Consider the following 26485-nt stretch of genomic DNA (forward strand, 5'->3'; position numbering starts at 1 on the left):
CGGTGTCGTCGGTGACGGCTGCGGCAGCGGTGACGTCGGACGGATCGGAGCGGTCCACGGGCCCATTCAACTCCGTCGTGTGGCGGTGCTTCGCACGGGGAGGCCGATCGGGTCGAATGGATCGCACGTCCACGCGAAGGAGGCGGTATGCGGTACCTGGTCAGGGAGAAGCTGTTCGCGATCGGTGACGACTACTGGATCGAGGACGATCAGGGGCACAAGGCGTTCCTGGTGGACGGCAAGGTGCTGCGGCTGCGCGACACCTTCGAGCTGAAGGACGCCGACGGCCGGGTGATCGCGGTGGTGAAGGAGAAGGCGTTCACCGTCCGGGACGCGATGAGGATCGAGGACGCCGACGGCGAGGTGGTGGCGACCGTCCGGGAGAAGCTGTTCACGCCGTTCCGCGACAAGTACCTGGTGGAGCTGGCCGGTGGCGGCGAGCTGAAGGTCCACGGGGACCTGATCGACAAGGACTACCGGATCGAGGACGAGCACGGCGACGAGCTCGCCCGGATCTCCCGCAAGTGGTTCCGGATCCGTGACACCTACGGCGTGGAGGTGGCCGACGGCGCGGACGTGGGGCTGCTGCTGGCCGTCGCCGCCTGCGTGGACCACCTGACGGCGCAGGACTGACCCCGGGTGGTCCGCGGCGGGTGCGGGACCGGCCGGTCCCGCACCCGCACCCCTCACGGGCCGGTCAGACGATGACGTGCGGCAGGAAGCGGGCGCCCTGGTGGGTGATCGGGCTGTCGTCCGTCTCGCGGATGCCGAGGCCCGCCGCCTCGCCGTCGATCACCCAGGTGCCGAGCACCGGGCGGTTGCCGTCGAAGTCGGGCAGCGGGTGGTACTGCTGGTAGCAGTGGCCCTCGGCGCCGTAGCGGTCCGGGTCGCCGGCCCAGTCGGCGAGCCGGGTCTCGGCGCCGTCCGGTCCGACGATCCGGATGCCGGCGCCCTCCCGGCCGAGCAGCGGCTTGGCCGCGTACCCGGGGCCGCCCGGGTCGGCGAGTTCACGCGGGCCGTCCAGGTAGGCGGGCAGCAGGTTGGGGTGGCCCGGGTAGAGCTCCCAGAGCACCGCCAGCAGCGCCTTGTTGGAGAGCAGCATCTTCCAGGCCGGCTCGATCCAGAGGGTGGAGCCGGTGCCGCCGCCGTGGTCGATGACGTCCAGCAGCTGCTCGCCGAACTCGTCCTCGGCCAGCCACTCCCACGGGTAGAGCTTGAACGCCGAGCGGATGAAGCGGTGTTCGAGGTCGACGAACCGGCCGGAGAGGCCGTCCCAGCCGATGTCCTCCATCGCGATGCCGACCGTCTCGATGCCGGCCTGTTCGGCGCACTCCTGGAGGTAGAGGGTGGTCATCCAGTCCTCGCCCTCGGTGTCGCCGCGCGAGTGGGCGAAGTGCACCGGGCCGGACGGCAGCAGGTGCTTCTGTCGGGCCCAGGACGCGACCAGCCGCTCGTGCAGCGAGTTCCACTGGTCGGCGGCGGGGAAGCGCTCCTCCATCCAGAACCACTGCGGGCCGGCCGCCTCGATCAGCGAGGTCGGGGTGTCGGCGTTGTACTCGAACAGCTTGGCCGGTCCGGTGCCGTCGTACGCGAGGTCGAAGCGCCCGTAGAGGGCCGGCTGTTCGGCGCGCCGCCGCCAGGACTCGGCGACGGTCGCGGCGAGCCGGGGGTCGGTGATCCCGTAGTCCGCGAACCGGCCGGTGCGGACCACGTGGTCGGCGGCCGCCAGGCACATCACGTGCAGTTCCTCGACCACCTCCTCCAGCGCCTCCACCTCGGGCAGCGAGAACTCGTAGTACCCGCTCTCGTCCCAGTAGGCGTGCGGGCCGCCCTGGTTGCAGGGGTCGGAGCACATGGCGTAGATCAGGCCCTGGCCCTCGACGGTGGCCAGCCAGTCCGGGCGCGGGGCGATGGTTCTGCGGCGCACCGCGGTCAGCCCCCGCCCGAGCCGGTGGGGCAGCCGAAACCGCCGCGCTTGGTGGCGGCCTTGTCGAAGGTGCCGCCGAGCGCGGTGGTGCCGCCGGAGCCGCAGTAGTACCAGCGGCCGGCGGCGGCGGCGGTGGTGCCGCCGGCGCACGCGTGGCTGTCGAGCACCTTGAGCGTCGTCGGGTCGACGCAGCGGCTCGGCGGGGTGCCGCCGCCGGAGGAGCAGCCGGAGAGCGCCAGGGCGAGGGTGCCGACCATGCCGAGGGTGACGAAGCCCGAGCGGCGCCGGGCGTCCGGCCCCGGGCTGCCGGTGCCGGTGCCGGTGGCTGTGGTGGGGGACTGGGACGGCGTCATGGCGCCCGATGGTACGCGTGGGCCGGGATGGTACGGGAGGGGCCCCGGATTCCTGTTCCGGCCACGCCCGATGGGATATGTTTTGCCGATCCTTGACGGTCGGACCGGGCCGAGCCGGACCGGGCGGCCTCCAGTGAGCGGACACGGGGGACGAACACCCATGAACGACATCCTGCACGGCCTCGGTGCGGCGGCCGCCTTCGGCGCCGTCGGTGTGGTGCTGCTGCTCCTCGGCGTCGGCCTGGTCGACGTCCTGACGCCGGGCAAGCTGGGCCACCAGATCTGGGTGGAGCGCAACCGCAACGCCGCCGCGGTGCTGAGCTCCGCGCTGCTCGGCATCGGCGGCATCGTCTTCACGGCGATCATGTACACCTACGAGGACTTCGGCAAGGGCCTCGTCTCCACGGCCTGCTTCGGCCTGCTGGGCCTGGTGCTGATGGCCGTCGCGTTCTGGGCGGTGGACGTCCTGACGCCCGGCAAGCTCGGCGCGATCCTGGTCGACCCCGAGCCGCACCCGGCGGTCTGGGTCACCGCCAGCTGCAACATCGCAGTGGCGGCGATCGTGGCGGCCGCGATCGCCTGAGCCGCCGTCGGAGGCCCGGGCGCCCGCCCCCTTTGGGCCCGGGCCCACGCCTTTCCGACCCACCTCGTCCGACCCACCTTGTCCGACCCACCTTGTCCGACCCGCGCGCCGTCCGACCCGCGCGCCGTCCGAGCCGCGCGCCGTCCCAGCCGCGCGCCGTCCGGGCCCTACGCGGCTCCCCCGCCGGGGTGCGGGGCCCCGCCGAGGACGTGCTCGCGGCCCCAGGCCCCCAGCGGTGCCAGCGCGGCGTTGAGCCGCGCCCCGACCGGCGTCAGCGAGTACTCGACGCGCGGCGGCACCTCGTCGTACGCCTCACGGCGCACGATTCCGTCGGCCTCCAACTCGCGCAGATGGGCGGCGAGCACCTTCTCGGTGATCCCCGGCACCAGGCGGCGCAGCTCGCCGAAGCGGCGGTTCGGCCGCTCGTCCAGCGCCCAGAGGATCAGTACCTTCCACTTGCCGCCGATCACGTCCATCGCCGCGTCGATCCCGCAGACGTACCCGCCCGGCCTCGGCACCGTCGCCATGCCCACCCCTTCCGACCTGCTCGCTCACCCCAGGGTAACCACCCACTTCGAGGTGCGTACTTGTCCGCCGGCGGCCCGGGCGACGAGCCTGATCGGCATGGCAGAGAACAGCGTTGACCCCGTGTCGAAGTCCACCCCCGCTCCCTCCCTCACCCTGCTCGGCCTCGGCGCGATGGGCACCGCGCTGGCCCGGACCTGGCTCGCCGCCGGGCATCCGCTGACCGTCTGGAACCGCACCGCCGCGCGGGCCGAACCGCTCGCCGCCCTGGGCGCCACCGTCGCCGCCACCCCCGCCGAGGCGGTCGCGGCCAACCGCCTGGTGGTCGTCTGCCTGCTCGACGACGCCTCCGTCGAGGCGGCGCTGGACGGCGTCGACCTGGCCGGCCGGGACGTGGTCGACCTCGTCACCGGCACCCCCGGCCTGGCCCGCGCCCGCGCCGCGTGGGTCGAGCAGCGCGGTGGCCGCTACCTGGACGGCGGGATCATGGCCGTCCCGCCGATGATCGGCGTTCCCGAGGCCGGTCCGTACGTCTTCTACAGCGGCTCGCAGGCGCTGTTCGAGGAGCACCGCGACACCCTGTCCGTCCCGGCCGGCACCCGCTTCGTCGGGGCGGACGCCGGGTTCGCCGCCCTGTACGACGTGGCGCTGCTGAGTGCCATGTACGGCATGTTCGCCGGGGTGGCGCACGCCTTCGCGCTGATCGGCGGGGAGGCGGTCGCCCCGAGCGACCTCGCGCCGCTGCTGACCTCCTGGCTCCGGGCGATGGCCGGCTCGGTGACGCGGACTGCCCTGCAGCTGGAGAGCGGTGACTACACCGTGGGCGTGGTCTCCAACCTCGCGATGCAGGTCGCCGGCACGCCCACCTTCCTGCGCACCGCCGAGGAGCAGGGTGTCAGCGCCGAGCTGCTCGCCCCGTACTTCGCGCTGATGGCCCGCCGGCTCGCGGAGGGCGCCGGGGCGGAGGACCTGACCGGCGTGGTCGACCTGCTGCGCCGGTAGGCGGAGCGGGCGGGCGGGCCGGCGATCGCCGCCCTCAGCCCGCCGCGCGGTCGGTCGCGGGGCGGCGGCGCAGCGCGGCGTCGGTGAGGGCGGGCGGCTGCCAGACGCCGTCCGGGTGGTAGACGTTCGTGCCGGGCGCCACGATGGCGTCGATCCGGTCGAGGGCGGCGTCGTCCAGGGTGAGGTCGGCGCCCTTGAGGGCCGCCGCCAGCTGCTCCCCGGTGCGCGGGCCGATGATCACCGAGGTGACGGCCGGGTGCGCCAGCGGGAAGGCGAGGGCCAGTTCGGGCAGGGTGCGGCCGAGGTCCTCGGCGAGCGCGGTCAGCTCCTCGACGGCGTCCAGCTTGGCCATGTTGACCGGCAGCGCGGGGTCGAAGCGGCCGGGGTGGAGGGCGGCCCGGCCGGTGCCGAGGTCGATCGGGCGGCCCTTGCGGTAGCGGCCGGTGAGGAAGCCGGAGGCGAGCGGGCTCCAGGTCAGCGCGCCCATGCCGAGCCGCTGGACGGTCGGCAGCACGTCCCGCTCGATGCCCCGGGCGAGCAGCGAGTACGGCGGCTGCTCGGTGCGGAAGCGGGGCAGGCCGCGCCGCTCGGCGACGTGGTACGCCTCGACGATCTCCGCGGCGGGGAAGGTCGAGCAGCCGAAGGCGCGGATCTTGCCGGCCGTGACGAGGTCGCCGAGTGCGGAGAGGGTCTCCTCGATGTCGGTGGTGTGGTCGGGCCGGTGGACCTGGTAGAGGTCGATCCGGTCGGTGCGCAGCCGGCGCAGGCTCTCCTCCACCTCGTGGATGATCCAGCGCCGTGAGTTGCCGCCCCGGTTGCGGCCCTCGCCCATCGGGAAGTGCACCTTGGTGGCGAGGACGACGTCGTCGCGGTTGCCGCGGCTCTGCAGCGCCTTGCCGACGATCTCCTCGGACTCGCCCGCCGAGTACATGTCGGCGGTGTCGACGAAGTTGATGCCCTGGTCGAGGGCGGTGTGGATGATGCGGACGCAGTCGTCGTGGTCGGGGTTGCCGACCGCTCCGAACATCATGGTGCCGAGGCAGTAGGCGCTGACCTCGATGCCGGTGCCGCCGAGGATGCGGTAGCGCATGGTGCTGGTCCCCCTGCTGTGGTGGGTGGCCGTCCCCGGCCGGGAGCCGGGTCGCTCGCCCCCGACGGTAGATCTTGGAGTGCACTCCAGGGCAAGGGGCGGTGGCGTCCCGTCGGTGACCGGCTCCGGCGTGACCCCGGTGGCCGCCGCGCGTTCGTCCGGTGTCGCACCGGGGACCGGCCGGGGCACGGTTTGCGGAACCGGCAACAAAGCTTGCCGATGATGCGGGGCTCGTCGCAGGCTGGCGGTGCCGGAGACCGCACCGCCGGGGGCCGCCGCCGGGGCCCGCCACCGGGGCCCGCCACCGGACCCGCTGCCGGGCTCGCCGGACCCGCCGCCGCGCGGTGAAGCCGCCGGTCCGGATGCCGACGCCGAAGCCGCCACCGACCTGAACGGAGCACCCCATGCACCGCCCGCACCACCACGACGCCCCCGCTCCCGCCCCCGCTCCCGAGTCGGCGAACGCCGACGCGCACGGCCATGGCCACAGCCACGATCACGGCCACCACGGCTCCGGGTCCGAGCCGGACTGGGCGGCGCTCGTCACCTACCTGGAGCGCGAGGGCGAGCTGAACACCCCCGCGTTCGTCGGGGCCGCCGGGTGGCTGGGCGAGCTGATGGACGGCATCCCCGTGGGGCGGGTGCTCGACATCGGCAGCGGCCCGGGGGTCGTCGCGACCGTGCTCGCCGATGCCTTCCCGGCCGCCGAGGTGGTCGCCGTCGACCAGTCCGCCGCCCTGCTGGAGCGCGCGGTGGCCCGTTCGTCCGGCCGTGTCACCGCCCGGCAGGCCGAGCTGCCCGCCGAGTTCGGCGGGCTGGGCACGGCCGATCTGATCTGGTCCTCCCAGGCGATCCACCATCTCGGCGACCAGCAGGCGGCGTTGACCGAGCTGGCCGGCTCGCTACGTCCGGGCGGTCTGCTCGCCGTCGCCGAGCGCGGCCTGCCGCTGCGCTTCCTGCCGCGTGACCTCGGCCTCGGCCGCCCCGGCCTGCAGGCTCGGTTGGACGCGACCCATGAGGACGTCTTCGCCGCGATGCGCGCCCAACTCCCGGGCTCCGTTGCGGAGGTGGAGGACTGGCCGGGCATGCTGTCCCGCGCGGGCCTCACCCCGGCCGGCTCGCGCACCTTCCTGGTGGAGTGGCCGGCCCCGCTCACCGCCCCGGGGCGCGAGCACCTGTACGCCCATCTGGAGCGCCGCCGCGCCCAGGTGGACGCGGGCCTGGACGCGGAGGACCTGGCCACTCTGGACGCCCTGCTCGACCGCGAGGCGCCGACCGGCATCCTGAACCGCCCCGACGCCTTCTACCTCACCGCCATCACCGTCCACACCGCCCGGGCGACCGGCACGGCCTGACGGGGACCGCCCGGCGGGCGCGCGGACGGCGCGCCCGCCGCCGGTCAGAGGCCGGAGGCCAGCTTCAGGGTGACGGCGCCGGCGATGATCGCGGCGAAGGAGAGCAGCTTGGGGAGCGTGATCCGCTCCTTGTAGAGCACGGCGCCGAAGACGACCGTGCCGATCGAGCCGAGGCCGGTCCAGATGGTGTAGCCGACGCTGACGTCCAGCGTCCTGAGCGCCAGGCTGAGTGTGAAGATGCCGCCCGCGGCGGCCACCAGGGTGAGGACGGACGGCCAGAGCTTGGTGAAGCCGTGGGTGGCGTTGGTGCCGAGGGCGAAGGCGATCTCGAAGACGACGGCGATCGCGAGGAAGATCCAGGCCATGACGGTGGGCTCCTTGGGTGGTGGGGCGGCGGGGGAGGGCGGGGTCGGTCGGCTGCGCGGGATCAGGCGGTGGCCGGCCGCTCGGCCTTCCCGGTCGGCCGGTCGCTGCCTCCGGTCGGCTGCCCGGCGCTCCCCGCCGGCTGCTCCGCGCCGCCGGGGCGGTCGGAGAGCTTGAGGCCGAGCACCCCGCCGATGATCAGGACGAAGGCCGCCGCCTTCCCGGGGTTCATCGACTCGTGGAAGATCACCGAGCCGAGGACGACGGTGCCGACCGAGCCGATCCCGGTCCACACCGTGTAGCCGACCCCGACGTCCAGGGTCTTCAGGGCGAGGCTGAGGAAGAAGATCCCGCCCGCCGCCGCCCCGGCGGTCAGCAGGGAGGGGCCCAGCACGGTGAAGCCGTGGGTGGCGTTGGTCGCGAGGGCGAAGACGACCTCGAAGAGCGAGGCGATCAGCAGGTAGATCCAGGCCATGGGAGAACCCCCGGGTTCGTCGCGGGTAAGTGATTGCATGTATGTGCAAATTGATGTCGACTGGGCAAGAGCATGCATGTACAAGTAACCTGTGTCAATCCGCCCCGTCTGTGCCAGGAGCAGCCCATGGACCCGGAACCCAGCCCCACCAGCGGCGACCCGGACGCCGGGCCGTCGGATTCCCGGATGTGGAGCCGGCTCACCGCCCTCCACGCCCATGTCGAGGGCCGGCTCGCCACCGCCCTCCAGCGCCGGCACGGGCTCGGCCTGTCCGAGTACCGCGCCCTCGGCTTCCTCTCCGAGGCCCCCAAGGGCGAGCTGCGCATGCAGGACCTCGCCGCCGTCCTCGGCCTCAACCAGAGTTCGGTCACCCGACTGGTCGCCCGCCTCCACACCGCGGACTTCACCTACCGGGACCTCTGTCCGGACGACAAGCGCGGCGTCTACACGGTGATCACCGCCGCCGGCCGCGCCCGTCATCAGGAGGCCCGCGCCACCTACGAGGAGACCCTCGGCGCCGCCCTGGACGAGGAGGCCGCCGCCGCCCCCGACCTCGCCCCGCTCCTCGGTACGGCCCGCCGCTCCCTCGGCTGAGCGCACCACCCGGCCGCTCCCGCACCCGCACCCCGCTCACCCCCGCGCACAGGAAGTCGACCCGGCCGACGTCCTGCGCGGCCCGGTGCCGAACGCCGGGCGCGACGGTGCCGAACACCGGCGGCCCGGTGCCGAATGCCGGGCGCGACGGTGCCGAACGCCGGGCGGTACGGTCGCCGCATGGCAGCTTCGAACCCCGATGTCGTCGTGGTCACCACCACCCACGACGACGAGTCCAAGGCCCGCGCCCTGGCCGCCGCCGCGGTGCGCGAGCGGCTGGCCGCGTGCGCGCAGCTCTACCCGGTCCGGTCGGTCTACCGCTGGGACGGCGAGGTGCGGGAGAGCGCCGAGTGGCGCGTCGACCTCAAGACCCGCGCCGGGCTCACCACCCGGCTCACCGCCTTCATCACCGAGCACCACGACTACGACACCCCCGAGGTCGTCGCCGTCCCGGTGGTCTCCGGCAGCGGCGACTACCTCGCCTGGGTGGCCGCCGAAACGGGCCCCTGACCGGCCGTCCTCGCAGGAGCGGCCCCCGTCGCCGACCGGCGACGGGGGCCACCACACCTACGGTGTGCCGCTACTCACCGCCGCCGAAGCGGGCGGTCCAGGCGGCCAGGTCCTCGTCGGTGATCTTGGCGAACAGCACCGGCGGCACGGTGAACGCGGTGCCCGCCGGCACGAAGTCCAGCGCGCGCGCCTCCTCGGCGCTCACCCACGCCCGGGTGCGGGCCGGGGCGTCGTCCGCGAGCGCGAACGCCTCGCGCATGGCCTGCGCCGCCGCCGGGATGAACGGCTCGGAGACGACGGCGTAGAGGTGGATCAGGTTCATCGCCGTCCGCAGGGTCAGCGCGGCGGCCTCGGGGTCGGTCTTCACCTGGAGCCAGGGCGCCTTCTCGTCCAGGTAGGCGTTGCCGGCGCTCCACAGCGTGCGCAGGCTCTGCGCGGCCTTGCGGAAGTTCAGCGCCTCCAGCTGGGTCTCGTACTCGGCCAGCAGGTCGGCGATCTGCGCGCCCAGCCGCTGCTCCGCCTCGCCCGCCGCGTGCCCGGCCGGGACGTCGTCGCCGAACCGCTTGCGGCTGAAGGAGAGCACGCGGTTCACGAAGTTGCCGAGGGTGTCGGCGAGGTCCTTGTTGACGACCGAGGAGAAGAGGTCCCAGGTAAAGCTGGAGTCGTCCGACTCGGGGGCGTGCGCCATCAGGAAGTAGCGCCAGTAGTCGGCCGGCAGCAGCTCCAGCGCGACATCGGTGAAGATGCCCCGCTTCTGGCTGGTCGAGAACTTGCCGCCGTAGTACGTCAGCCAGTTGAAGGCCTTGACGTAGTCGACCTTCTTCCACGGCTTGCGCGAGCCGAGCAGGGTGGCCGGGAACATCACCGTGTGGAACGGGACGTTGTCCTTGGCCATGAACTCCGTGTACCGGACGGTGTCGTCGGCCTCGTACCACCAGGACTTCCAGTCCCGGGTCTCGCCGCCGGCCGCCGAGTCCGCCCACTCCTTGGTCGCGCCGATGTACTCGATCGGGGCGTCGAACCAGACGTAGAAGACCTTGCCCGCGGCCGCCAGCTCCGGCCACACGTCGGCCGGCACCGGAACGCCCCACTCCAGGTCACGGGTGATGGCGCGGTCCTGCAGCCCCTCGGTCAGCCACTTGCGGGCGATCGAGGACGCCAGGACGGGCCACTGGTCGCCGTGCGCGTCGACCCACTCCTCGACCTGGTCGGTCAGCTTCGACTGGAGCAGGAAGAGGTGCTTCGTCTCGCGCACCTCCAGGTCCGAGCTGCCGCTGATCGCCGAGCGCGGCTCCAGCAGGTCCGTCGGGTCGAGCACCCGGGTGCAGTTCTCGCACTGGTCGCCGCGCGCCTTGTCGTAGCCGCAGTGCGGGCAGGTGCCGACGATGTACCGGTCCGGCAGGAACCGCCCGTCGGTGACCGAGTACACCTGGCGGATCGCCCGCTCCTCGATGAACCCGTTGGCGTGCAGCTCGCGGGCGATCTCCTGGGTGATCTCCCGGTTCTGCTGCGAGGAGCTGCGCCCGAAGTGGTCGAACGACAGCCGGAACCCGTCGTAGACGGCCTTCTGCTGGTCGTGCGCCTGCGCGCAGAACTCGGCGACCGGCAGCCCGGCCTCCTGCGCGGCCAGCTCGGCCGGCGTCCCGTGCTCGTCGGTGGCGCAGATGTACAGCACCTCGTGCCCGCGCTGGCGCAGGTACCGGGAGTAGACGTCCGCCGGGAGCATGGACCCGACCATGTTGCCCAGGTGCTTGATCCCGTTGATGTACGGAAGGGCGCTGGTGATCAGGTGCCGAGCCATCCTCGGATGCTCCAATTTCTCCCGCACGCACCCCAGCCCGGAGTGCCGTGACAGGCGCAGGGTCTGGGGGCCGCAACGGAGTCCCGGCACGCGCGGCCGGACTCCGGGCTGCCACACAGAGCGAAGGTCCACTGTGGGCGTGCGCAGTGTATCGAAGCCCGGGCGGCCTCCTCCCGCCCTTTTCACCGCTCGGACGGCGCGTGGTCGCCGTCAGCCCGCGGCCGCCCGGCGGTGCACCTGGACGACCGCGTGCCGGCCGGTGGTGCGCCACGGAGCGCCGGTGGCGTCCAACCGGGCGAGGGCGGCGGGTTCGACGCCGACGACCACGTCCGACTTGAGGGTCCGCAGCGCCGCGACGGAGGACGGGAAGTGCGCCACCGCCGCCGCGAACGGGGTGGTCGGCGGCCAGAGCCGGTCGCCCACCAGGCGGCGGTAGTTGAGGTCGCCCTTGAAGACCGTCATGGCCGCCCCGGCGAACTCCGCCCGGAGGCCGGCGGGCAGGTCGTGGAAGGTCAGCGGCGCGCAGAAGAACGCGTCGGCGCGGACGGTGAGTTCACCCGTGCCGAGGGCCCGCCACAGCCGCCGGCCGATCGCCGCCGCCCGGGGCGTGGGCGCCGCCCGCAGGCGCTCGACGGTGGCGAGCAGGTCGGCCGGGGTCGCGTCCGACACGAAGTACGGCCGGGGCTTCACGTACAGCGCCACCTCGGCGGCCAGGCCGTCGTCGAGCAGGTGGTCGATCAGCACCAGGTCCGGCAGCAGCTCCCGGCCGGCGTTGTCCGCGACGACGCAGACCCGGCCGCCGCGGGTCCGCTCCAGCTCGGTCCAGAACAGTGCGCTGTCGTCGGCGACCAGCCCGGCGACGGGGCCGTCGTCGGCCGCCGTCAGCCCGAAGCTCAGGTCCGCGCGGTTGCCCCACAGGGCCGACGTCACCAGGGCGCGCGCCCGCTGCCGGGGTGGCAGTTCGCCCAGCGGCTCCAGCGCGGCCAGCTCGTCGTCCACCGCCGGGCCCGCCAGTTCGGCGGCCTTGAACGGGCCGAACGGGTCGATGCCCTGCCAGGCCCCGGGGCGGAAGTAGCCGGTGGCGTCGAGCAGACGGTGGTAGAACCAGTTCTCCGCCCACAGGAACGGCGCCTCGCCCCACGGCCGGCCCCAGAGCCCCTCGCCCCACGCCAGCCACCGCTCCCGGTCGTGGACGCCCGCGCCCGGCGGCGTCAGGACGCCCGCGGTGCTCTCCACCAGCAGCCGCTCCACCGCCGCCCGCTCGCCGGGACCGTACGGCAGCGCGTCGAGGACCTGGCCCAGGAGCTTCGGGTGGCGCTCGTGGAACACGCTCCAGGGGAAGGAGCCGGGGACGTCACTGCGGATCAGGGGCGCGCTGGTCGGCACGGGCGGCTCGTCTCTGTCGGTCGGTCAGCGCCACCCGGTCCGGTGGGCGATCCAGGTCCGTCCGACCGCCGCCATGCGGGCCTGGTAGTCGCGCAGGTACGGCACACCGGGCGGGGCCGGGAGGCGGGAGTTGCGCTCCCAGTATCCGGCCTGGGCGACCGCGAACGAGGTGACCGCCTCCGGCGGGGCGCCGTGCCAGGAGGCGGCGCGCCCGACCCTACGCCGCACCCGTAACCGGTTCCACCGACTTCTCAGCGATCGCGGGCGGAGGAGGCGACGGGCCTGGTCGCGTGCTCGACGCACCCTGCCGGTCCGCCCCCCAGCCGCCCCGGAGCATCCGGGGCGGCTGGACGAACACGCCGCACAGGAAGTGGACGACCCGCCCCTTTCCACCCTGCAACGGCCGAGCGTAGAAACCGAGTCGGCCTGACCTCCATCACCTGGACGGCCACCTCGGTCCCGCTCGACCTCCGGCACCCACGCCTCAGAGGGTCCGGCCACCTCGTGGCTGGTCACGGCCGAGACAACCGCACTTCGTAATACTCGAATCCGCCCTCGGCCCCTGTAAGGGAGAACCCGGCCTTGGTCAGTACGAGGCCGGAGACCGTGTTGTCCCGGTGATGCTTGGCTCGCACGACCGGAAGGCGTAGAGAGCCGAAGGCCATGACCAGGAGGCGGGTTGCCGCCTCGGTGGCGTAGCCCTGGCCCCAGGCATCCGGTTGCAGGATGTAGCTCAGTGTCCCGGCGTCACGGGCTATGCCCAGCTTGGCGATGCCCACCAGGCTGCCGGCCGCTTCGATGCCTAGGACGTAGTGCGTCCGAGGGGACTGTCCGGCCGTCACCACGGCTCGGCTGACATAGATCCCGGCTTCACGCTCACTCATGGGGCTTCGGGCCAGATACCTGACCGACTCGGGGCGGTAGATCTGCCGGAGAGCCTGCTCGTCTCCGGCCCGCAGCTCCCGCAGCCGGATCACGTGATCACCGCCGCCAAGGCGTCACCGAGGTCGGCGGCGGTCGGCCGATCAGCCGGCCCGGAGAGCAGCACGGGGCGGAGCACGTCCTGAAACTCCGGCCATGGCGTCGCCGGGGCAAGAGACAGCTTGCCCGTGGCGATGGCGTCGCGCAGCCCCTCGGGTCCGGCCTCCTTTCGCTCGATTCCGGCCGCCTGGTAGTCGAGCGGCCAGTCGCCGGTTACGCAGGTCCAGAGCACTCCCGCCAGGGCATACACCTCTGCGGCCGATGACGTTTTGACCGGCTGCGGCCCGGTGGAGATCCAGGCGGCCAGCTCCGGTGCCGTCAGGTGCACCATGGCCCCCTGGAAGGAGGTCCAGGGCGTTCTCCCTTCCTGCCATGACCAGGCGAAGTCGACCAGCTTCACCCCGCTGTCGGTGTGGATGCCGTGCGACGGCTGCAAATCGCCGTGCACCCAGCCGGCGGCGTGGAGGCCGGCGACCGAGCGACATAGATCGACTGCTCCGGCGAGCGCGATCGGACGGCCAGCAGCGCCTTCTCGGGCGGCTCGGAAGACCTCCCAGGTAGATCGCCCGGCCAGCCACGGCGTGACGAACCAAACGGCCTCACCAGCTCCCCCTGCTGTGACCGTGTAGCCGGGAAGCTGATCCAGAACCGACGCCTCGCGCGCTGTCACCTCTGCGGCCTCCCCGGTCCCGAGCTTGATGGCGACAGCAGCCATGGGGCCGGTGGCTTTCCAGACGGCAGAGCCGCGTCGGTCGGTGATCTCCTTCAGCTCGACCGGCCCGCACACAACTTCCGCGGCCCTTAGGGCTTCCGGGGGGCAGTAGGTGTACGTGCCCATGCTCGTACTGCCTTCCACTCAGAGGGAATGTGTGTGAACACGTCCCGCCCGTCGTCGGCGGCCAGCGCCGCCGCGCGACCTGGAGTGCCACGGACGAGTCGAGCACCGGGCGTCTGCACTCCCTGTACGGGCGGCCGGGATCTCGCTCCAGAAGGTGAGAAGAGATCGTTCGGGCGCACTGCGCCCCCGTAAGTTCAGGTGCTCCAGCCGAGCGAGCCTAGGCCGAGCCCTGGAACCGCCTCCACCGACTTCTCAGAGCACCCAACGGGACACCGAGCCGTCCGGGGCGGCGTACCGGACGATCTGGCCCTCGACGCCGACCTCGATGGTGAGCCACTCCCGCCGGGGACGGTTCCGGCGGAGCCACTCGCGGTGGGCGGTCTCGACGACCTCCCAGAGGTCGCGCGGGCCCGCGACCGTCACGGTGGACGAGCCGTCGGAGTGGTCGCGCACCAGTGCGGTTGAGCCATCGGCGGAATCGTGAAGCCTGCCCGCCTGCCGGACGACGTTCGGCGGCAGGTGGAGAGAGGCCCAGAAGGAGAAGCCGTAATCGTTGAGGGCACGGCTTCCGACCGATGTGGTTCGCTGCGCCGCCTCGATGCTCTCAGGGACGTCCGATGGGGCGGCAGCCCCCGACCGCAGGGGCATGAACGCGGCGGGCGCGGCCAGGAAGCGGCCCACCGCACGCCCGTCAGGCAGCTTGGTCAGGCAGGCGACGGCGCCGCCGTCCAGCGCGCCGCCGATCGGAGCGACGACGATTCCGCCGGGCGCGCACTGGTCCAGCCACGCCTGCGGGATGCGCCGGACGGAGCAGGTGGCGACGATCCGGTCGAACGGGGCGCCGCCGGGGTGCCCGGCGGCGCCGTCGGCGGCGCGGATGGTCGGTTCGAATCCGACGTCGCGTAGGCGCGTCCGGGCTGCCGCGACCAACTGCTCGGTACAGTCGACGGTGGTGACGTTCGCCGCGCCGGCGAGATGGCAGAGCAGCGCGGCGTTGTAGCCGGTACCGGTGCCGATCTCCAGTACTCGGTCGCCCGTGCGGACATCTAGGGCGTCGAGCATGTCGGCCATCAGACTCGGCAGTGTCGATGAGGACGTCGCTGCCCCGATGGCCTCGTCCACCTCGGTGACCAGCACCCGGTTCGCGTAGACCTCGCACAGCCAGGCCTCACCGTCCGCACTCGTGAGGCGAGCCGCGCGGTCGGAGGAAAGGACCGCTGGCACGAACGGGTGCCGAGGCACGTTCAGGAACGCTTCCACCACGCGGGAGGAGAGGATGGCACTGCCGCGCTCGATGTCGGAGACGAGTTCGAGGCGGGCGCGGAGGAGTCGCGTCTCGGCCGCCACGGCTTCGGTCATGCATCGGCTCCTTGCAGGTAGTCGCAGATGGCAGCGGTGATGGGCAGACCGGTCGCCTGCTCGATGAACCCGTACTGTCCGTTGGGATTCACCTCAAGAAATGTCCATCTGCCCGACGGTGTGACGACGAAGTCGAACGCGCCGTAGGGAAGGCCCAGGCGTCCGAGCATCCGTTGAACTCCCTGTGCCACAGCAGTTGGTGGCTCACAGGCACGATAGGAAAGACTGTCGTAGTCGCTGCGCCAGTCGGTGTGGGCGGCGGCTGATCCGGCATGGATTTCGACGGTGAACAGCCGACCTCCGATGGCCGTCAGCCGCACCTCGTACGCCTTGGGCACCCACTCCTGGAACAGGTGGGCCGTGGTGGCGATGGACGGGTGCCCGGCGTCGCCGGGCCGGAGCACGCTCGCGTAGACCGCCACCGACCGCCCGTCGATCGTTCCCCGGATGGGCGCGAACGGTTTGTAGATGACCGGCGCCGCTATCGCGTCTGCGAACTCCCGCGCGGCGTCAGGACTGTTGGTGATCAGCGTCCGGGGCACGTGCAGTCCGCATTCGGCCGCGATTCTGAGTTGGAGCGGCTTGTACTCGGCGTCCGAAGCCCGGCCCGGCGGCGGCAGCCACCGGGCCGGAAGCGCAGCCAGCAGGCCGCCGAACCCGCGCCCGGCCTCTGCCACGGCGACCGCGCGAGACTCCGGAGGCATGTCTTCGGGAAACCTGGAGGGCGTTGGACGGCGATAGTAGACGGCCTGGACAGTGGTGAGGTCCAGTGTGCGGCGGCCTGTGGCGAGCGTGCCACGCCAGCCTTCCCCGTCGAGGCCGGCTGCCAGCGCCAGCCTCGACGGGAACCAAGCCGTGTCGGCCCGGAAGACGGGCACCGCCCGCCGGTTCAGCTCCTCGATCACCAGGTCGGCCGTCGGGTCGAATGCGCCTGTGATCACCAGGACGGATCCGGGAGTCGGCCTCATCAGTCGTTGCTGCTTCCCGGGTCGTCCGGCGCGTCCAGCTGCCCGGTCGGCTGGGTGGGCCCGAAGGTCTTCGGAGGAGTGCTGGTCATGTAGACGCCGGGCGGCAGCCCCTCGTACGTGCAGGTCTGCGACTCCTCGTCGTACGCGATGTCGCTCGGCAGGATCCCCCCGGCTCCGGTCACCGGAGTGAGGAAGCGGAACGCGAACGGATCGGCCGACCCACGCAGGTCGTCCAGTACAGGCAAACACAGCTCGGGCAGACTGAGAACTTCGGTGGACACTGGTTCTCCCCTCTCTTTAAAACACTCGAAATTCCCTCGGGTGGGAGACCAATGTAGGAAGTATTGGCGGGCCCGTCTAGCCGCTTTCCTGTTGCTGCAAGAAATCGTCTCGCATGCCCTCGATCATGTGGCGCATGCCGTCGCCGGTGACCGCCAGGCGTTCGAATTCGGTAAACTTCTTGACGTACTGCTCGACGTCTCTCGGATCGCTGGTGCTGATCTCTGCATGGGCGATCTCCACGATCACCAGACGCTTGTCGAACATGACGAATGAGCAGGTTGGAATCTCCGTCTTCGGAGCTGACTGAGGCACCACACCGATCGTGACATTCGGCATCCTCGACATGGTGGCCAGTTTATCCAGCTGTGCCGCCATCATGGTCGGTCGGACGAGTTCCCAGCGGAGCGCCGACTCCGTGATCAGGAACTGAAAAGAATGCTGCTGGTCGTAGAGAGCTTCCTGCCTGCGAAGTCGCGCGCCGATCATCTTCTCAAGCGCCTCGTCGGACAACTCCGAGTTCTGCTGGACAGCGCGCACATATTCTGCGGGCTGGAGCAGACCTGGGATGCAGGACGCCTGGAAGACTCTCAGGCATCGGGTCTGTGCCTCTATCGCCCGGATGTCTTCCTGATGTTTGTGCAGGCCGATTCGACGATATATACGCCAGGCTGTCGCCTCTGTGGCGACAGCCCGTGCAGCGTCGGTCAACTGGGCCTTGATGTCCTCAGGTACATCCATGGCAGTCAGGATGCGCTCGACATCCATGATGCTGGGTGCGAGGTGCCCGTTCTCGATCTTGCTGAGCTTGCTCGGAGACATGGCAGCACTGCGGGCAACTGCTTTGGCCTCTCTCCCGCCGGCCTGCCGCAGTTCCCGCAGTGCCTTCCCGAGGTCCGTGCTGTTCACTCGCTGCCGTACCGCTCCCACCACTCGGCGAATGGCACCGCTTGACCGAGCGCAATGTCACGGAGCTGGAGCCACTCGGCCACACTCGGCTGCTTCTCGGCGCCGATGAAGGAGCCGCCATCGCCGTACTGCATCGTCACCACAATGGACTCGTCGAATGCCCAGTAGTCCGGAACCCCTTCGAGTGGATTAGGTTTGTCGGTGACGTCGAGGATGAAGAACTCCTCGCCGGCTGTGGCGTTCTTCCGGTATCCCCAACCGAGTTCGAATCGAAGATACGGTGTCAAGGGGCGTGAAAGGACGTGGACCCGATACATGCGCTTGCCGTTGTTGACGCCGGATCGCACCTCCTCCACCCATTCCTGGTTGTAGTCGGCGGGCTGAGGTTCGCCCGCCAGGAAGGCCCGGATGCTCTCGGCGTTCGACGACTTGGTGTAGTCGTCGAACGTTTCCAGTCGGAAGGCTTCCCTCTGGTAATCAGAGAAGAGGCGCTCGAACTCTTCATCCGAGATTCTCACTGGCGATCCTCCGAAGCAGGGAAGCAGGGATGCGGACAGCCGTCTCTCCGACAGGGAGTCGGATAGTGCTCAACGCCTCCGTGTCGGTCACCAGGTAGCCCTGCACGATCAGGTCTCCTGTACCGTCCACGGCGTACACGGTAGGGCAGGTGCCCTTCTCGCACTCACCAGCGAGTCGCGTCAGCTTCACCATCGTTCCTCTCCTGGCGGCCGGTGTGTCGGTTCGATGCTCCCGACACTTTGATGGCGCAGTCAAGAAGCGGTAGTTGAGAGAACAGGAAACCCGTGCGCGACCGCCTTGAAATGTCGAACGGCTGCCCGAAATAGCCTTGAGTGGAGGCAAGTCGGTCTGTACACCGGGTTCTGTCCCCCGAACGACGGACCCTGGTGGCCCCCTTGCGCGGCGCGGGGGCCACCGGGGTGGGACGTCAGGCGACGAAGTGATCGAACTCGCCGGCCTTCACGCCGAGGAGGAAGGCGGCCCACTTGCGGGGGGTGGTGCGGACGATGATGTCGCCGGTGTCGGGATCGCGGATCTCGACCATGTCGTCGACGGTGCGGACTTCCAGGGACTCGTGGGCCTCGCCGCCGAGGGAGGCCTTCTTCCAGTCGTTCATGCTCCTCAACCCTTCAGATCGGTGGACTTGACCCGGCGGCCCCTCGCGGCCTGCGAGGGGCCGCCGGAACGATTCCGCTAGGCGCCGAAGTGGTCGAACTCGCCGCGCTTGACGCCTTCGAGCCAGAGGGCGAACTTCCTGGGCGTGGTGACGACGATCGAGTCGGGGTCGTCGGACTCGCGGATCTCGATCAGGCCGTTGCCTGTCACGCGGACCTCGACACACTGGTTGCTGTTCCCGCTTGCGGAGGACTTCTGCCAGTCGCTCATGGCCCGCTAGCCCTTCAGGTCGGTCATTATGTGGCGGATGAACTCGCTGGTCTCCGACGGGCCGAGCGCGATGGTCTCGGATTCGGCGACGATGGCGCGGTACGAGTCCAACTCTGCCTCCGCGTGAATGAATTGCGGACCCTGTGTGAGGTCGATCTGTACCGTGTCCAGTTCGGGTACCGCGCCCTGCGCGAAGAACAGGTCCTCGCCCGATCCGGGGTAGGTGTCGACGCTGAAGGGGATCGCCCGGATGGTGATTCCGGGGCGGTCGGCGTCAGCGAGCAGCCTCGCGAGCTGGCCGCGGAGGACAGCGGGCCCGCCGAACTGCATCCGGAGAGCGGCCTCATGGATGAAGGCGGTGAACGGGCTGGCACCGTCGGCGAGGATCCGCTGGCGCTGGGCGCGGAAGGCCGTCCGTACCTCGGCGTCGTGGGGGGGAAGTGGCGGGCGGAGCCGGGTGAACATGGCGGCGGAGTATCGGTCGGTCTGAAGCAGTCCTGGAATCGAGACCGTGTTCAGCACCAGCAAGGACTCGGCGTGGTGCTCAAGTTCGGCGATGTCGAGCATGCCATTGGGTACCCGGCCGCGGAAGCTGTGCCACCAGTGCCTGCCGCGATCGTGGGTCATCAGCGTCAATGCCTCAATGAGCGCGGTGTTGCTGCACTTGCTGTTGACAGCCCAGGAGTTGAGGCGGTCCGCGCTGATCCCGGACTTGCCGTTCTCTATCTGGGAGATCTTGGGTACGTCGGTGCCGAGGGCTGCTGCCATGGCTTTGGGGGTCATGCCCGCGTGCTCGCGCATCTTGCGCAACTCGATTCCGAGCCGCTGCTGGCGCACGGTCGGGGACAGGCGGGGTGGCACGCTTTTCTCCCCTCGGTCGCTGCTTCCGGTGCAGTCTGCCGCCCCACTCTCAGCGGGTCCACCTGTGGGGGTGTCGGGCCAAGGAGGGTCCCTCGTTGGAGTGAAGAGAGCGAGCTTCAGTAGCAAATCTTGACCCTCTGAGCCTACCTTCACTCCTAGAGGGCCTGACGAACTAACAGGAACTCCGAAGTGCACCCCGGGTGGGCGTGCAGGCTGCCGACGCCTGCCCTCCTCATCGTCGGCGGGGGCAAGCCACGGGGGGTGGCCCTCTCCTCCGCACCCTCACCTCAACTGGACTGGAGACAGTCGATGTTGCTCCCGCTCCTTCGCCCGCCGGCCTCCGACCCGGCTGTCGAGTTCAGGCTCGACCTCTTCCCGCCGGCCCTGCCGGAGATCGTCGGGGCGCTCCGCCGCCTCCTGCGCGACACCCTCCGCAGCATCGGCCTCGACTCCGACGCCCCCTGCCTCGTCCTCTCCGAGCTGGTCACCAATGCCCTGGTCCACGGTGACGGCCCGCCGACCGTCGTGCTCGAACTCCGGTGCGGCAGGCTCTACATCGCCGTCTCGGATGCCTCCGTCGCCCCCGTCGTCCGCCCGGATCCGAACGACTCCCGTACAAGCGGACGGGGGCTTGACCTCGTGGCCGGGCTTGCCGATGAGTGGGGTGTGAAACTCATCGGGTCGTACGGCAAAGCGGTGTGGGCCGTGGTGGCGGTCGGCGGCTGATGGGCGTCGTCCTGCTGGCCGGACTGCTGGCGTCGGTGCTCTTCGTCGGCGTCGTCGCGCAGCTCATCGCGCACCGTCAGCCGCGGGAAAGGCGCTCCACCAGGCGGGACTTGGCCGCCGGCCACTCGTCCGCCAGCATCGAGAAGTAGGCGCTGTCGCGCCAGACCCCGTTGGCCCGCAGCTTCTCCCGGCGGTGAATGCCCTCGTACTGGGCCCCCAGCCGCAGGATCGCGTTGCGGGAGCGGTCGTTGAGCGCGTCCGTCTTCCAGAACACCCGGCCCATGCCCAGGTCCTCGAAGGCGTGGACGAGCAGCAGCAGCTTGGCCTCGGTGTTGATCGCCGTCCGCCAGGCCGACCGGGCGTACCAGGTGCCGCCGATCTCGACCAGCTCGTTCTGGGCGCTGAAGTCGTAGTACCCGGTGATGCCGACGGCCCGCTCGCTCGCGAGGTCGATCACGGCGAACTTCACGGCGGTGCCGGCCGCCACCTCGGCCAGGCGGACGTCGAGGACCTCGCCCAGCTCCTCCTCCGTCGTCGGCGGGTGGAACGGGATCCAGCGCCAGACGTCCGGATCGGGGCCGACGGTGGCCCACAGGTCGGACGCGTGGTCCCGGCTCAGCGGCTCCAGGCGGACGTGACGGCCGGTCAGGGTGACGGGGGCAGGCAGTTTCGCAGTCATGATCCCGAAAGTAGCCAAACTCTGCACTAGATGCAAGAGATTATTGCACTAGTGCAGATCGGAAATGCCAAGAAGAAGGCCCTGCGGGACGCAGTGTCCCGCAGGGCCTCACATGCTCAGGCTCAGACGAACGAGTTGATCTGGATCGTCTCGTACCGGCCCGGGCCGACGCCGATGGCGGAGATCGGGGCGCCCGACATCTCCTCCAGCGCCTTCACGTAGGCCTGCGCGTTCTTCGGCAGGTCGGCGAAGGTCTGGGCCTTGCTGAGGTCCTCGGTCCAGCCCGGCAGCGTCTCGTAGATCGGCTTGGCGTGGTGGAAGTCGGACTGGTTGTACGGGAGCTCCTCGACGCGCTTGCCGTCGATCTCGTACGCGACGCAGACCGGGATCTGCTCCCAGCCGGTCAGCACGTCCAGCTTGGTGAGGAAGAAGTCGGTCAGGCCGTTGACCCGCGTCGCGTAGCGCGCGATCACGGCGTCGAACCAGCCGCAGCGCCGGTCGCGGCCGGTGGTCACACCGCGCTCGCCGCCGATCCGGCGCAGCGCCTCGCCGTCGGCGTCCAGCAGCTCGGTCGGGAACGGGCCCGAGCCGACGCGGGTGGTGTACGCCTTCAGGATGCCGATGACCCGGTCGATCTTGGTCGGGCCGATGCCGGCGCCGGTGCAGGCACCGCCGGCGGTCGGGTTCGACGAGGTCACGAAGGGGTACGTGCCGTGGTCGACGTCGAGCAGGGTGCCCTGGCCGCCCTCCAGCAGGACGACCTTGTTGGCCTTCAGCGCCTCGTCGAGCACCAGGGTGGTGTCGGCCAGGAACGGCTTGATCTTGTCCGCGTAGCCGAGGTACTCCTCCAGGACCAGCTCGGCCGGGATGGCGCGGCGGTTGTAGAGCTTCACCAGCAGCTGGTTCTTGTCGTGCAGCGCGGCTTCGATCTTCTGCTGCAGGATCGACTCGTCGAAGAGGTCCTGGACCCGGATGCCGACGCGGTTGATCTTGTCCGCGTAGGTCGGGCCGATGCCGCGGCCGGTGGTGCCGATCCGGCGCTTGCCGAGGAAGCGCTCGGTGACCTTGTCCAGGGTGCGGTGGTACGGCGTGATCAGGTGGGCGTTGCCCGAGATCAGCAGCTTGGAGGTGTCGATGCCGCGCTCGTTCAGCCCGCTGAGCTCGGAGAGCAGCACGCCCGGGTCGATGACGACGCCGTTGCCGATCACCGGCGTCACATTCGGGCTGAGGATGCCGGAAGGCAGCAGGTGCAGGGCATACTTCTGGTCGCCGATGACCACCGTGTGACCGGCGTTGTTGCCGCCCTGGTAGCGAACGACGTAGTCGACGGAGCCGCCGAGGAGGTCGGTCGCCTTCCCCTTGCCCTCGTCCCCCCACTGAGCGCCAACGAGCACGAGTGCCGGCACAGGCGTACACCCCTTCCGGTTGGGGCATCCTGCGAAGGCCGCAGTCTGCCCCGAGATAGACGAAGCCCCTGGCGCAATAGCGCAAGGGGCTCTTGCACCGAGAGATTACCTGAGGAAGGACCGGTCGTGTCGTCCCTGTCCACGCCCGCAACCGGCGGCCCCGAACCGCTCCTCCTGCTCCTCGACCCGGCGGCCCGGCAGACCGACGGCGAGTCGGTGCGGATCGCGAGGGACGTCCTGTGCGGAGGGGCGGACGCCAAGGTGGCCTACCCGGAGAGCCCTTCCGAACTCGACCGGGTGCTTTCGCACCGGGGCCGCCGCCGACCGGTGGTGATCGGCTCCGACCTGGCGATGCAACGGGTGCTCCAAGCCCTCTACCGCCAGCGTGAGCTGGGTGCGGACCCGGTCGGCATGGTCCCGGTGGGCCGGGCCGACGAGCTGGTGGCGGCCCGCGCGCTCGGTGTGCCGGGCGAGCCGGTGCCGGCCGCGCGGGCGGTGCTCGGCGGCGTGCCGCGCAAGCTGGACCTGCTGGTGGACGACGGTGGCGGAGTGGCGCTCGGCAAGGTGCGGATCTCCGGCAGCGGAGCGCGCCGGATAGCGGGCCGTACGGGTGGCTGGCGTTCGCTATGGGCGAAACTGGCTGCGGCCGAGCAGGGGACCTCACTCACGGTCGAGGTCGGCCGGGGCGAGCACAGCGCGCTGCTCCGGGTCGAGGCGGACGGCCGGCTGCTGGCCGACGTCCACCAGCCGGTCCGGGTGGTCGAGGTGACCCTGCCGGGCGGGGAGGCGATCGGCGGCGTGATGGAGATCGTGGTCCGCACGCCCGGCGCACTGGTGCGCGCCCGGGCGGCGACCCTCGCGGTGACGGGGCGCGGGTTCGGCTACGAGGCGGACGGCCAGCCGGTGGGCCCGGTCCGGGACCGGACCTGGACGGTGCACCCGGGCGCCTGGGGGCTCCTGCTCCCGAGCACCTGAGGCCGGGGGAGGCCAGGGGAGGCCAGGGGAGAGCCGAACCGAGGACTGAACCGCGGACTGAACCGCGGACTGAACCGAGGCCCGAAGGGGTCGAAGCGGAGGGCCGAAGACGGCCCCGCGAGGCCCGGCGGCCCCGCCCGGCCCCCGTCGGCCCCTGGGTGAGCAGGCTCACGTTGCCCGCCGTTAACCTCCGGGCCGTCCGCGGGCGGAAAGGCCCCAACGGGCGCGACCCACAAGGCCAAGCGCCCCTCGACCGAATTCCGCGCCCTCGAAATCCGCCCCCGGTAAGGGGTTTTGTCTACGCGCGTTGCCGAGCGATCGCCCAAGAATCCGCGCCGCCCTGGTTCCGGAAGCCTGTGCCAACTGCCCTAGACTCGAAGGCGTGCCACGTGGTGACGGAAGACTCAACCACGATCTTCTTCCCGGCGAGAAAGGCCCCCAGGACGCTTGCGGCGTCTTCGGTGTCTGGGCTCCCGGCGAGGAGGTCGCCAAGCTCACGTTCTTCGGCCTTTACGCCCTGCAGCACCGCGGTCAGGAATCCGCGGGCATCGCAGTGAGCAACGGCTCCCAGATTCTCGTCTTCAAGGACATGGGACTCGTCTCCCAGGTCTTCGACGAGGCCTCCCTGGGGTCGTTGCACGGGCATATCGCCGTCGGACACGCCCGCTACTCGACCACCGGTTCCTCGGTCTGGGAGAACGCCCAGCCGACCTTCCGCGCGACCGTTCACGGTTCGCTGGCCCTCGGGCACAACGGAAACCTGGTGAACACCGCCGAACTGGCGGCCATGGTCGCCGAACTGCCCGGTGAGGAGCACGTCTCCCGCTCGGGCCGGTCCGCCGCGACCAACGACACCGACCTGGTGACCGCCCTCCTCGCGGGCCACCCGGACCTCTCCATCGAGGAGACGGCCAAGCTCGTCCTGCCCAAGGTCAAGGGCGCGTTCTCGCTCGTCTTCATGGACGAGCACACGCTCTACGCCGCCCGCGACCCGCAGGGCATCCGCCCGCTGGTGCTCGGCCGGCTGGAGCGCGGCTGGGTGGTCGCCTCCGAGACGGCGGCGCTGGACATCTGCGGTGCCTCCTTCATCCGCGAGGTCGAGCCCGGCGAACTCATCGCCATCGACGAGAACGGCATGCGGACCTCCCGCTTCGCCGAGGCCAAGCCCAAGGGCTGCGTCTTCGAGTACGTCTACCTGGCCCGCCCCGACACCTCCATCGCCGGCCGCAACGTGCACCTCTCCCGCGTGGAGATGGGTCGCAGGCTGGCCGCCGAGGCGCCCGTCGAGGCCGACCTGGTGATAGCGACCCCGGAGTCCGGCACCCCGGCCGCCATCGGCTACGCCGAGGCCAGCGGGATCCCGTACGGCTCGGGCCTGGTGAAGAACGCCTACGTGGGCCGCACCTTCATCCAGCCCAGCCAGACCATCCGCCAGCTCGGCATCCGGCTGAAGCTCAACCCGCTGCGCGAGGTCATCCAGGGCAAGCGCCTGGTGGTCGTGGACGACTCGATCGTCCGCGGCAACACCCAGCGCGCGCTGGTGAAGATGCTCCGCGAGGCCGGCGCGGCCGAGGTTCACATCCGGATCTCCTCGCCGCCGGTCAAGTGGCCCTGCTTCTTCGGCATCGACTTCGCCACCCGCGCGGAGCTGATCGCCAACGGCATGACCATCGAGGAGATCGGCCGCACGCTCGGTGCGGACTCGCTCTCCTACATCTCGATCGACGGCATGATCGAGGCCACCAAGCAGCCGAAGGACCGGCTCTGCCGGGCCTGCTTCGACGGCGAGTACCCGATGGAGCTGCCCGACCCGGCGCTGCTCGGGAAGCTCCTGCTGGAGGCCGAGATCAAGGGCGGCCAGCAGCCGCCCGCGGTCCGCGGCAAGCCGACCAGCGGCAGCGACCTGGACGGCGTCCAGTCCCTGCTCGGCGGAGCGGGCGCGGCCGACGCCCTGCGCCGCCCGTAACGACCTGACGGTGGGGTCCCGGAACCCGGGGCCCCACCGCTGTTCCAACCCCCACTGACCCGAAAGGGCCGCACCGCAGTGACCACGAACCAGAACGGCGCCACCTACGCCGCCGCCGGCGTCGACATCGAGGCGGGCGACCGCGCCGTCGAGCTCATGAAGCAGTGGGTGAAGAAGGCCAGCCGCCCCGAGGTGGTCGGCGGCATCGGCGGTTTCGCCGGGCTCTTCGACGCGTCCGCCTTCAAGCGCTACGAGCGGCCGCTGCTGGCCTCGGCCACCGACGGCGTGGGGACGAAGGTCGCCATCGCCGCCGCCATGGACAAGCACGACACCATCGGCCACGACCTGGTCGGCATGGTCGTGGACGACCTGGTGGTCTGCGGCGCCGAGCCGCTGTTCATGACCGACTACATCTGCGTCGGCAAGGTCGTGCCGGAGCGGGTCGCCGCGATCGTCAAGGGCATCGCGGAGGGCTGCGCGCTGGCCGGCTGCGCCCTGGTCGGCGGCGAGACCGCCGAGCACCCGGGCCTGCTCGGCCCGGACGAGTACGACGTGGCGGGCGCCGGCACCGGTGTGGTCGAGGCGGACGCCCTGCTGGGCGCCGACCGCGTCCGCGCGGGCGACGTGGTGATCGCGATGGCCGCCTCCGGCCTGCACTCCAACGGCTACTCGCTGGTGCGCCACGTGCTGCTGAACGAGGCCGGCTGGAAGCTGGACCGCAAGGTCGAGGAGTTCGGCCGCACGCTCGGCGAGGAGCTGCTGGAGCCGACCCGGATCTACTCGCTGGACTGCCTGGCGCTCACCCGGGCCACCGAGGTGCACGCCTTCTCGCACGTGACCGGCGGCGGCCTGGCGGCCAACCTGGCACGGGTGATCCCGGACGGCCTGCACGCCCGCCTGGACCGCGGTACCTGGACGCCGCTGCCGGTGTTCCAGACCGTCGCCGAGGTCGGCAAGGTGGCCACCCTGGAGATCGAGAAGACCCTGAACATGGGCGTCGGCATGGTCGCGGTCGTCCCGCCGCACTCGGTGGACGTCGTGCTGTCGATCCTGGAGGACCGCGGCGTCGAGTCCTGGCTGCTCGGCGACATCGTCGAGCGCTCCGGCGAGCACGAGGGCGGCGCGGCGCTCTACAACGCCTACGAGGCCTTCACCGCGGGCTGAGCGGCA

The 26485-nt window shown here is 70.9% G+C and carries 31 protein-coding genes; 10 read left to right on the top strand and 21 right to left on the bottom strand.

The features are described from left to right. Positions 1 to 147 precede the first annotated feature (147 nt). Positions 148 to 633, top strand: a complete 486-nt coding sequence (locus ABZ497_RS15885) for an LURP-one-related family protein (protein WP_359805487.1) — start codon at positions 148 to 150, stop codon at positions 631 to 633. Positions 634 to 697: 64 nt separating this feature from the next. Here the strand turns inward: ABZ497_RS15885 and ABZ497_RS15890 are convergent, their stop codons facing one another. Together ABZ497_RS15890 and ABZ497_RS15895 are read right to left on the bottom strand one after the other, a co-directional pair. After that, on the bottom strand, positions 698 to 1927 hold the full coding sequence (locus ABZ497_RS15890; RefSeq protein WP_359805488.1) for a glutathionylspermidine synthase family protein: 1230 nt from the start codon (positions 1925 to 1927) through the stop codon (positions 698 to 700). Between the two features lie 5 nt (positions 1928 to 1932). Then, positions 1933 to 2280: a hypothetical protein gene (locus tag ABZ497_RS15895; RefSeq protein WP_359805489.1), complete on the bottom strand. Its 348-nt coding sequence runs from the start codon at positions 2278 to 2280 to the stop codon at positions 1933 to 1935. 160 nt (positions 2281 to 2440) lie between these two features. On the opposite strand from ABZ497_RS15895, the gene ABZ497_RS15900 reads away from it, so the two are divergent. Further along, the gene (locus tag ABZ497_RS15900; RefSeq protein WP_329488993.1) at positions 2441 to 2863 is read left to right on the top strand and encodes a DUF350 domain-containing protein; all 423 of its coding nucleotides are present in this window, start codon (positions 2441 to 2443) and stop codon (positions 2861 to 2863) included. Positions 2864 to 3030: 167 nt separating this feature from the next. On the opposite strand, the gene ABZ497_RS15905 is transcribed toward ABZ497_RS15900, so the two are convergent. Continuing rightward, positions 3031 to 3390, bottom strand: coding sequence for a helix-turn-helix domain-containing protein (locus ABZ497_RS15905; protein WP_329488994.1), 360 nt, complete (start codon positions 3388 to 3390; stop codon positions 3031 to 3033). 97 nt (positions 3391 to 3487) lie between these two features. Here ABZ497_RS15905 and ABZ497_RS15910 point away from each other — a divergent pair, with 97 nt between their 5' ends. Beyond that, positions 3488 to 4390: an NAD(P)-binding domain-containing protein gene (locus ABZ497_RS15910; RefSeq protein WP_359805490.1), complete on the top strand. Its 903-nt coding sequence runs from the start codon at positions 3488 to 3490 to the stop codon at positions 4388 to 4390. A 34-nt stretch (positions 4391 to 4424) separates the two neighbouring features. On the opposite strand, the gene ABZ497_RS15915 is transcribed toward ABZ497_RS15910, so the two are convergent. Continuing rightward, complete coding sequence (locus ABZ497_RS15915; RefSeq protein ID WP_359805492.1) at positions 4425 to 5480, bottom strand: aldo/keto reductase; 1056 nt, start codon at positions 5478 to 5480, stop codon at positions 4425 to 4427. A gap of 404 nt (positions 5481 to 5884) precedes the next feature. Between ABZ497_RS15915 and ABZ497_RS15920 the strand changes: the two genes are divergently transcribed. Next, positions 5885 to 6835 carry a class I SAM-dependent methyltransferase gene (locus tag ABZ497_RS15920; protein WP_359805494.1) on the top strand — a complete coding sequence of 317 codons (951 nt, stop codon included), beginning with the start codon at positions 5885 to 5887 and terminating at the stop codon, positions 6833 to 6835. A 44-nt stretch (positions 6836 to 6879) separates the two neighbouring features. Here the strand turns inward: ABZ497_RS15920 and ABZ497_RS15925 are convergent, their stop codons facing one another. Together ABZ497_RS15925 and ABZ497_RS15930 are read right to left on the bottom strand one after the other, a co-directional pair. Further along, positions 6880 to 7200 (bottom strand): multidrug efflux SMR transporter, encoded by a 321-nt coding sequence (locus ABZ497_RS15925; RefSeq protein WP_359805496.1) that lies wholly within the window; start codon positions 7198 to 7200, stop codon positions 6880 to 6882. 62 nt (positions 7201 to 7262) lie between these two features. After that, positions 7263 to 7673: a multidrug efflux SMR transporter gene (locus tag ABZ497_RS15930; protein WP_329488999.1), complete on the bottom strand. Its 411-nt coding sequence runs from the start codon at positions 7671 to 7673 to the stop codon at positions 7263 to 7265. A gap of 186 nt (positions 7674 to 7859) precedes the next feature. On the opposite strand from ABZ497_RS15930, the gene ABZ497_RS15935 reads away from it, so the two are divergent. Together ABZ497_RS15935 and cutA are read left to right on the top strand one after the other, a co-directional pair. Then, positions 7860 to 8267: a MarR family transcriptional regulator gene (locus tag ABZ497_RS15935; RefSeq protein ID WP_329492191.1), complete on the top strand. Its 408-nt coding sequence runs from the start codon at positions 7860 to 7862 to the stop codon at positions 8265 to 8267. 180 nt (positions 8268 to 8447) lie between these two features. Continuing rightward, a complete protein-coding gene (cutA, locus tag ABZ497_RS15940) occupies positions 8448 to 8777 on the top strand; it encodes a divalent-cation tolerance protein CutA (RefSeq protein WP_329489001.1) in 330 nt (109 codons plus the stop codon). 70 nt (positions 8778 to 8847) lie between these two features. Here cutA and metG read toward each other — a convergent pair whose 3' ends face one another. The 13 genes from metG to ABZ497_RS16005 form a co-directional block, all read right to left on the bottom strand. Further along, entirely contained in the window at positions 8848 to 10578 is a 1731-nt protein-coding gene (gene metG, locus ABZ497_RS15945) for a methionine--tRNA ligase (protein WP_359805498.1), read from the bottom strand. 210 nt (positions 10579 to 10788) lie between these two features. Beyond that, positions 10789 to 11964, bottom strand: coding sequence for a damage-control phosphatase ARMT1 family protein (locus ABZ497_RS15950; protein ID WP_359805500.1), 1176 nt, complete (start codon positions 11962 to 11964; stop codon positions 10789 to 10791). Positions 11965 to 11988: 24 nt separating this feature from the next. Continuing rightward, positions 11989 to 12192: a hypothetical protein gene (locus ABZ497_RS15955; protein ID WP_359805503.1), complete on the bottom strand. Its 204-nt coding sequence runs from the start codon at positions 12190 to 12192 to the stop codon at positions 11989 to 11991. A gap of 284 nt (positions 12193 to 12476) precedes the next feature. Beyond that, positions 12477 to 12941, bottom strand: coding sequence for a GNAT family N-acetyltransferase (locus ABZ497_RS15960; protein ID WP_359805505.1), 465 nt, complete (start codon positions 12939 to 12941; stop codon positions 12477 to 12479). After that, positions 12938 to 13783 carry a hypothetical protein gene (locus ABZ497_RS15965; RefSeq protein WP_359805508.1) on the bottom strand — a complete coding sequence of 282 codons (846 nt, stop codon included), beginning with the start codon at positions 13781 to 13783 and terminating at the stop codon, positions 12938 to 12940. Before ABZ497_RS15965 ends, ABZ497_RS15960 begins: the two co-directional genes overlap by 4 nt. Positions 13784 to 14035: 252 nt before the next feature. Beyond that, complete coding sequence (locus tag ABZ497_RS15970) at positions 14036 to 15130, bottom strand: methyltransferase domain-containing protein (protein WP_359805510.1); 1095 nt, start codon at positions 15128 to 15130, stop codon at positions 14036 to 14038. Between the two features lie 8 nt (positions 15131 to 15138). Further along, complete coding sequence (gene tgmB, locus ABZ497_RS15975; RefSeq protein WP_359805512.1) at positions 15139 to 16083, bottom strand: ATP-grasp ribosomal peptide maturase; 945 nt, start codon at positions 16081 to 16083, stop codon at positions 15139 to 15141. A gap of 26 nt (positions 16084 to 16109) precedes the next feature. Continuing rightward, the gene (locus tag ABZ497_RS15980; protein ID WP_359805514.1) at positions 16110 to 16391 is read right to left on the bottom strand and encodes a hypothetical protein; all 282 of its coding nucleotides are present in this window, start codon (positions 16389 to 16391) and stop codon (positions 16110 to 16112) included. 76 nt (positions 16392 to 16467) lie between these two features. After that, positions 16468 to 17298 carry a helix-turn-helix transcriptional regulator gene (locus ABZ497_RS15985; protein WP_359805517.1) on the bottom strand — a complete coding sequence of 277 codons (831 nt, stop codon included), beginning with the start codon at positions 17296 to 17298 and terminating at the stop codon, positions 16468 to 16470. After that, positions 17295 to 17816, bottom strand: coding sequence for a DUF6879 family protein (locus tag ABZ497_RS15990; protein ID WP_359805519.1), 522 nt, complete (start codon positions 17814 to 17816; stop codon positions 17295 to 17297). The genes ABZ497_RS15985 and ABZ497_RS15990 overlap by 4 nt, the downstream gene beginning before the upstream one ends. Positions 17817 to 18244: 428 nt before the next feature. Beyond that, positions 18245 to 18433: a DUF397 domain-containing protein gene (locus ABZ497_RS15995; RefSeq protein ID WP_359805521.1), complete on the bottom strand. Its 189-nt coding sequence runs from the start codon at positions 18431 to 18433 to the stop codon at positions 18245 to 18247. Positions 18434 to 18510: 77 nt separating this feature from the next. Then, a complete protein-coding gene (locus ABZ497_RS16000) occupies positions 18511 to 18702 on the bottom strand; it encodes a DUF397 domain-containing protein (protein ID WP_359805524.1) in 192 nt (63 codons plus the stop codon). Positions 18703 to 18708: 6 nt separating this feature from the next. Then, the gene (locus ABZ497_RS16005) at positions 18709 to 19563 is read right to left on the bottom strand and encodes a helix-turn-helix transcriptional regulator (protein ID WP_359805526.1); all 855 of its coding nucleotides are present in this window, start codon (positions 19561 to 19563) and stop codon (positions 18709 to 18711) included. Positions 19564 to 19872: 309 nt separating this feature from the next. On the opposite strand from ABZ497_RS16005, the gene ABZ497_RS16010 reads away from it, so the two are divergent. After that, complete coding sequence (locus tag ABZ497_RS16010) at positions 19873 to 20289, top strand: ATP-binding protein (RefSeq protein WP_359805529.1); 417 nt, start codon at positions 19873 to 19875, stop codon at positions 20287 to 20289. A gap of 76 nt (positions 20290 to 20365) precedes the next feature. Here ABZ497_RS16010 and ABZ497_RS16015 read toward each other — a convergent pair whose 3' ends face one another. Then, positions 20366 to 20968 carry a GNAT family protein gene (locus ABZ497_RS16015; RefSeq protein WP_359805530.1) on the bottom strand — a complete coding sequence of 201 codons (603 nt, stop codon included), beginning with the start codon at positions 20966 to 20968 and terminating at the stop codon, positions 20366 to 20368. 122 nt (positions 20969 to 21090) lie between these two features. Continuing rightward, entirely contained in the window at positions 21091 to 22374 is a 1284-nt protein-coding gene (locus tag ABZ497_RS16020) for an adenylosuccinate synthase (RefSeq protein ID WP_359805533.1), read from the bottom strand. 126 nt (positions 22375 to 22500) lie between these two features. On the opposite strand from ABZ497_RS16020, the gene ABZ497_RS16025 reads away from it, so the two are divergent. From ABZ497_RS16025 to purM, 3 genes are all read left to right on the top strand, one after another. After that, positions 22501 to 23349, top strand: a complete 849-nt coding sequence (locus ABZ497_RS16025; RefSeq protein ID WP_359805535.1) for a diacylglycerol kinase — start codon at positions 22501 to 22503, stop codon at positions 23347 to 23349. 382 nt (positions 23350 to 23731) lie between these two features. After that, on the top strand, positions 23732 to 25315 hold the full coding sequence (gene purF, locus ABZ497_RS16030; RefSeq protein WP_329489013.1) for an amidophosphoribosyltransferase: 1584 nt from the start codon (positions 23732 to 23734) through the stop codon (positions 25313 to 25315). A gap of 78 nt (positions 25316 to 25393) precedes the next feature. After that, positions 25394 to 26479 carry a phosphoribosylformylglycinamidine cyclo-ligase gene (purM, locus tag ABZ497_RS16035; protein WP_329489014.1) on the top strand — a complete coding sequence of 362 codons (1086 nt, stop codon included), beginning with the start codon at positions 25394 to 25396 and terminating at the stop codon, positions 26477 to 26479. Positions 26480 to 26485 lie beyond the last annotated feature (6 nt).

Origin of the sequence: Kitasatospora sp. NPDC005751 (genome assembly GCF_040630835.1) — a bacterium.
In the GTDB taxonomy this organism is placed as follows: domain Bacteria; phylum Actinomycetota; class Actinomycetes; order Streptomycetales; family Streptomycetaceae; genus Kitasatospora.

Bases quoted from the DNA above. Each gene is read 5' to 3' on its own strand.
- ABZ497_RS15885 (WP_359805487.1), top strand. From the start codon at position 148: ATGCGGTACCTGGTCAGGGAGAAGCTGTTCGCGATCGGTGACGACTAC.
- ABZ497_RS15895 (WP_359805489.1), bottom strand. From the start codon at position 2,280: ATGACGCCGTCCCAGTCCCCCACCACAGCCACCGGCACCGGCACCGGC.
- ABZ497_RS15900 (WP_329488993.1), top strand. From the start codon at position 2,441: ATGAACGACATCCTGCACGGCCTCGGTGCGGCGGCCGCCTTCGGCGCC.
- ABZ497_RS15905 (WP_329488994.1), bottom strand. From the start codon at position 3,390: ATGGCGACGGTGCCGAGGCCGGGCGGGTACGTCTGCGGGATCGACGCG.
- ABZ497_RS15910 (WP_359805490.1), top strand. From the start codon at position 3,488: ATGGCAGAGAACAGCGTTGACCCCGTGTCGAAGTCCACCCCCGCTCCC.
- ABZ497_RS15915 (WP_359805492.1), bottom strand. From the start codon at position 5,480: ATGCGCTACCGCATCCTCGGCGGCACCGGCATCGAGGTCAGCGCCTAC.
- ABZ497_RS15920 (WP_359805494.1), top strand. From the start codon at position 5,885: ATGCACCGCCCGCACCACCACGACGCCCCCGCTCCCGCCCCCGCTCCC.
- ABZ497_RS15925 (WP_359805496.1), bottom strand. From the start codon at position 7,200: ATGGCCTGGATCTTCCTCGCGATCGCCGTCGTCTTCGAGATCGCCTTC.
- ABZ497_RS15930 (WP_329488999.1), bottom strand. From the start codon at position 7,673: ATGGCCTGGATCTACCTGCTGATCGCCTCGCTCTTCGAGGTCGTCTTC.
- ABZ497_RS15935 (WP_329492191.1), top strand. From the start codon at position 7,860: ATGTGGAGCCGGCTCACCGCCCTCCACGCCCATGTCGAGGGCCGGCTC.
- cutA (WP_329489001.1), top strand. From the start codon at position 8,448: ATGGCAGCTTCGAACCCCGATGTCGTCGTGGTCACCACCACCCACGAC.
- metG (WP_359805498.1), bottom strand. From the start codon at position 10,578: ATGGCTCGGCACCTGATCACCAGCGCCCTTCCGTACATCAACGGGATC.
- ABZ497_RS15965 (WP_359805508.1), bottom strand. From the start codon at position 13,783: ATGGGCACGTACACCTACTGCCCCCCGGAAGCCCTAAGGGCCGCGGAA.
- ABZ497_RS15995 (WP_359805521.1), bottom strand. From the start codon at position 18,433: ATGAACGACTGGAAGAAGGCCTCCCTCGGCGGCGAGGCCCACGAGTCC.
- ABZ497_RS16000 (WP_359805524.1), bottom strand. From the start codon at position 18,702: ATGAGCGACTGGCAGAAGTCCTCCGCAAGCGGGAACAGCAACCAGTGT.
- ABZ497_RS16010 (WP_359805529.1), top strand. From the start codon at position 19,873: ATGTTGCTCCCGCTCCTTCGCCCGCCGGCCTCCGACCCGGCTGTCGAG.
- ABZ497_RS16015 (WP_359805530.1), bottom strand. From the start codon at position 20,968: ATGACTGCGAAACTGCCTGCCCCCGTCACCCTGACCGGCCGTCACGTC.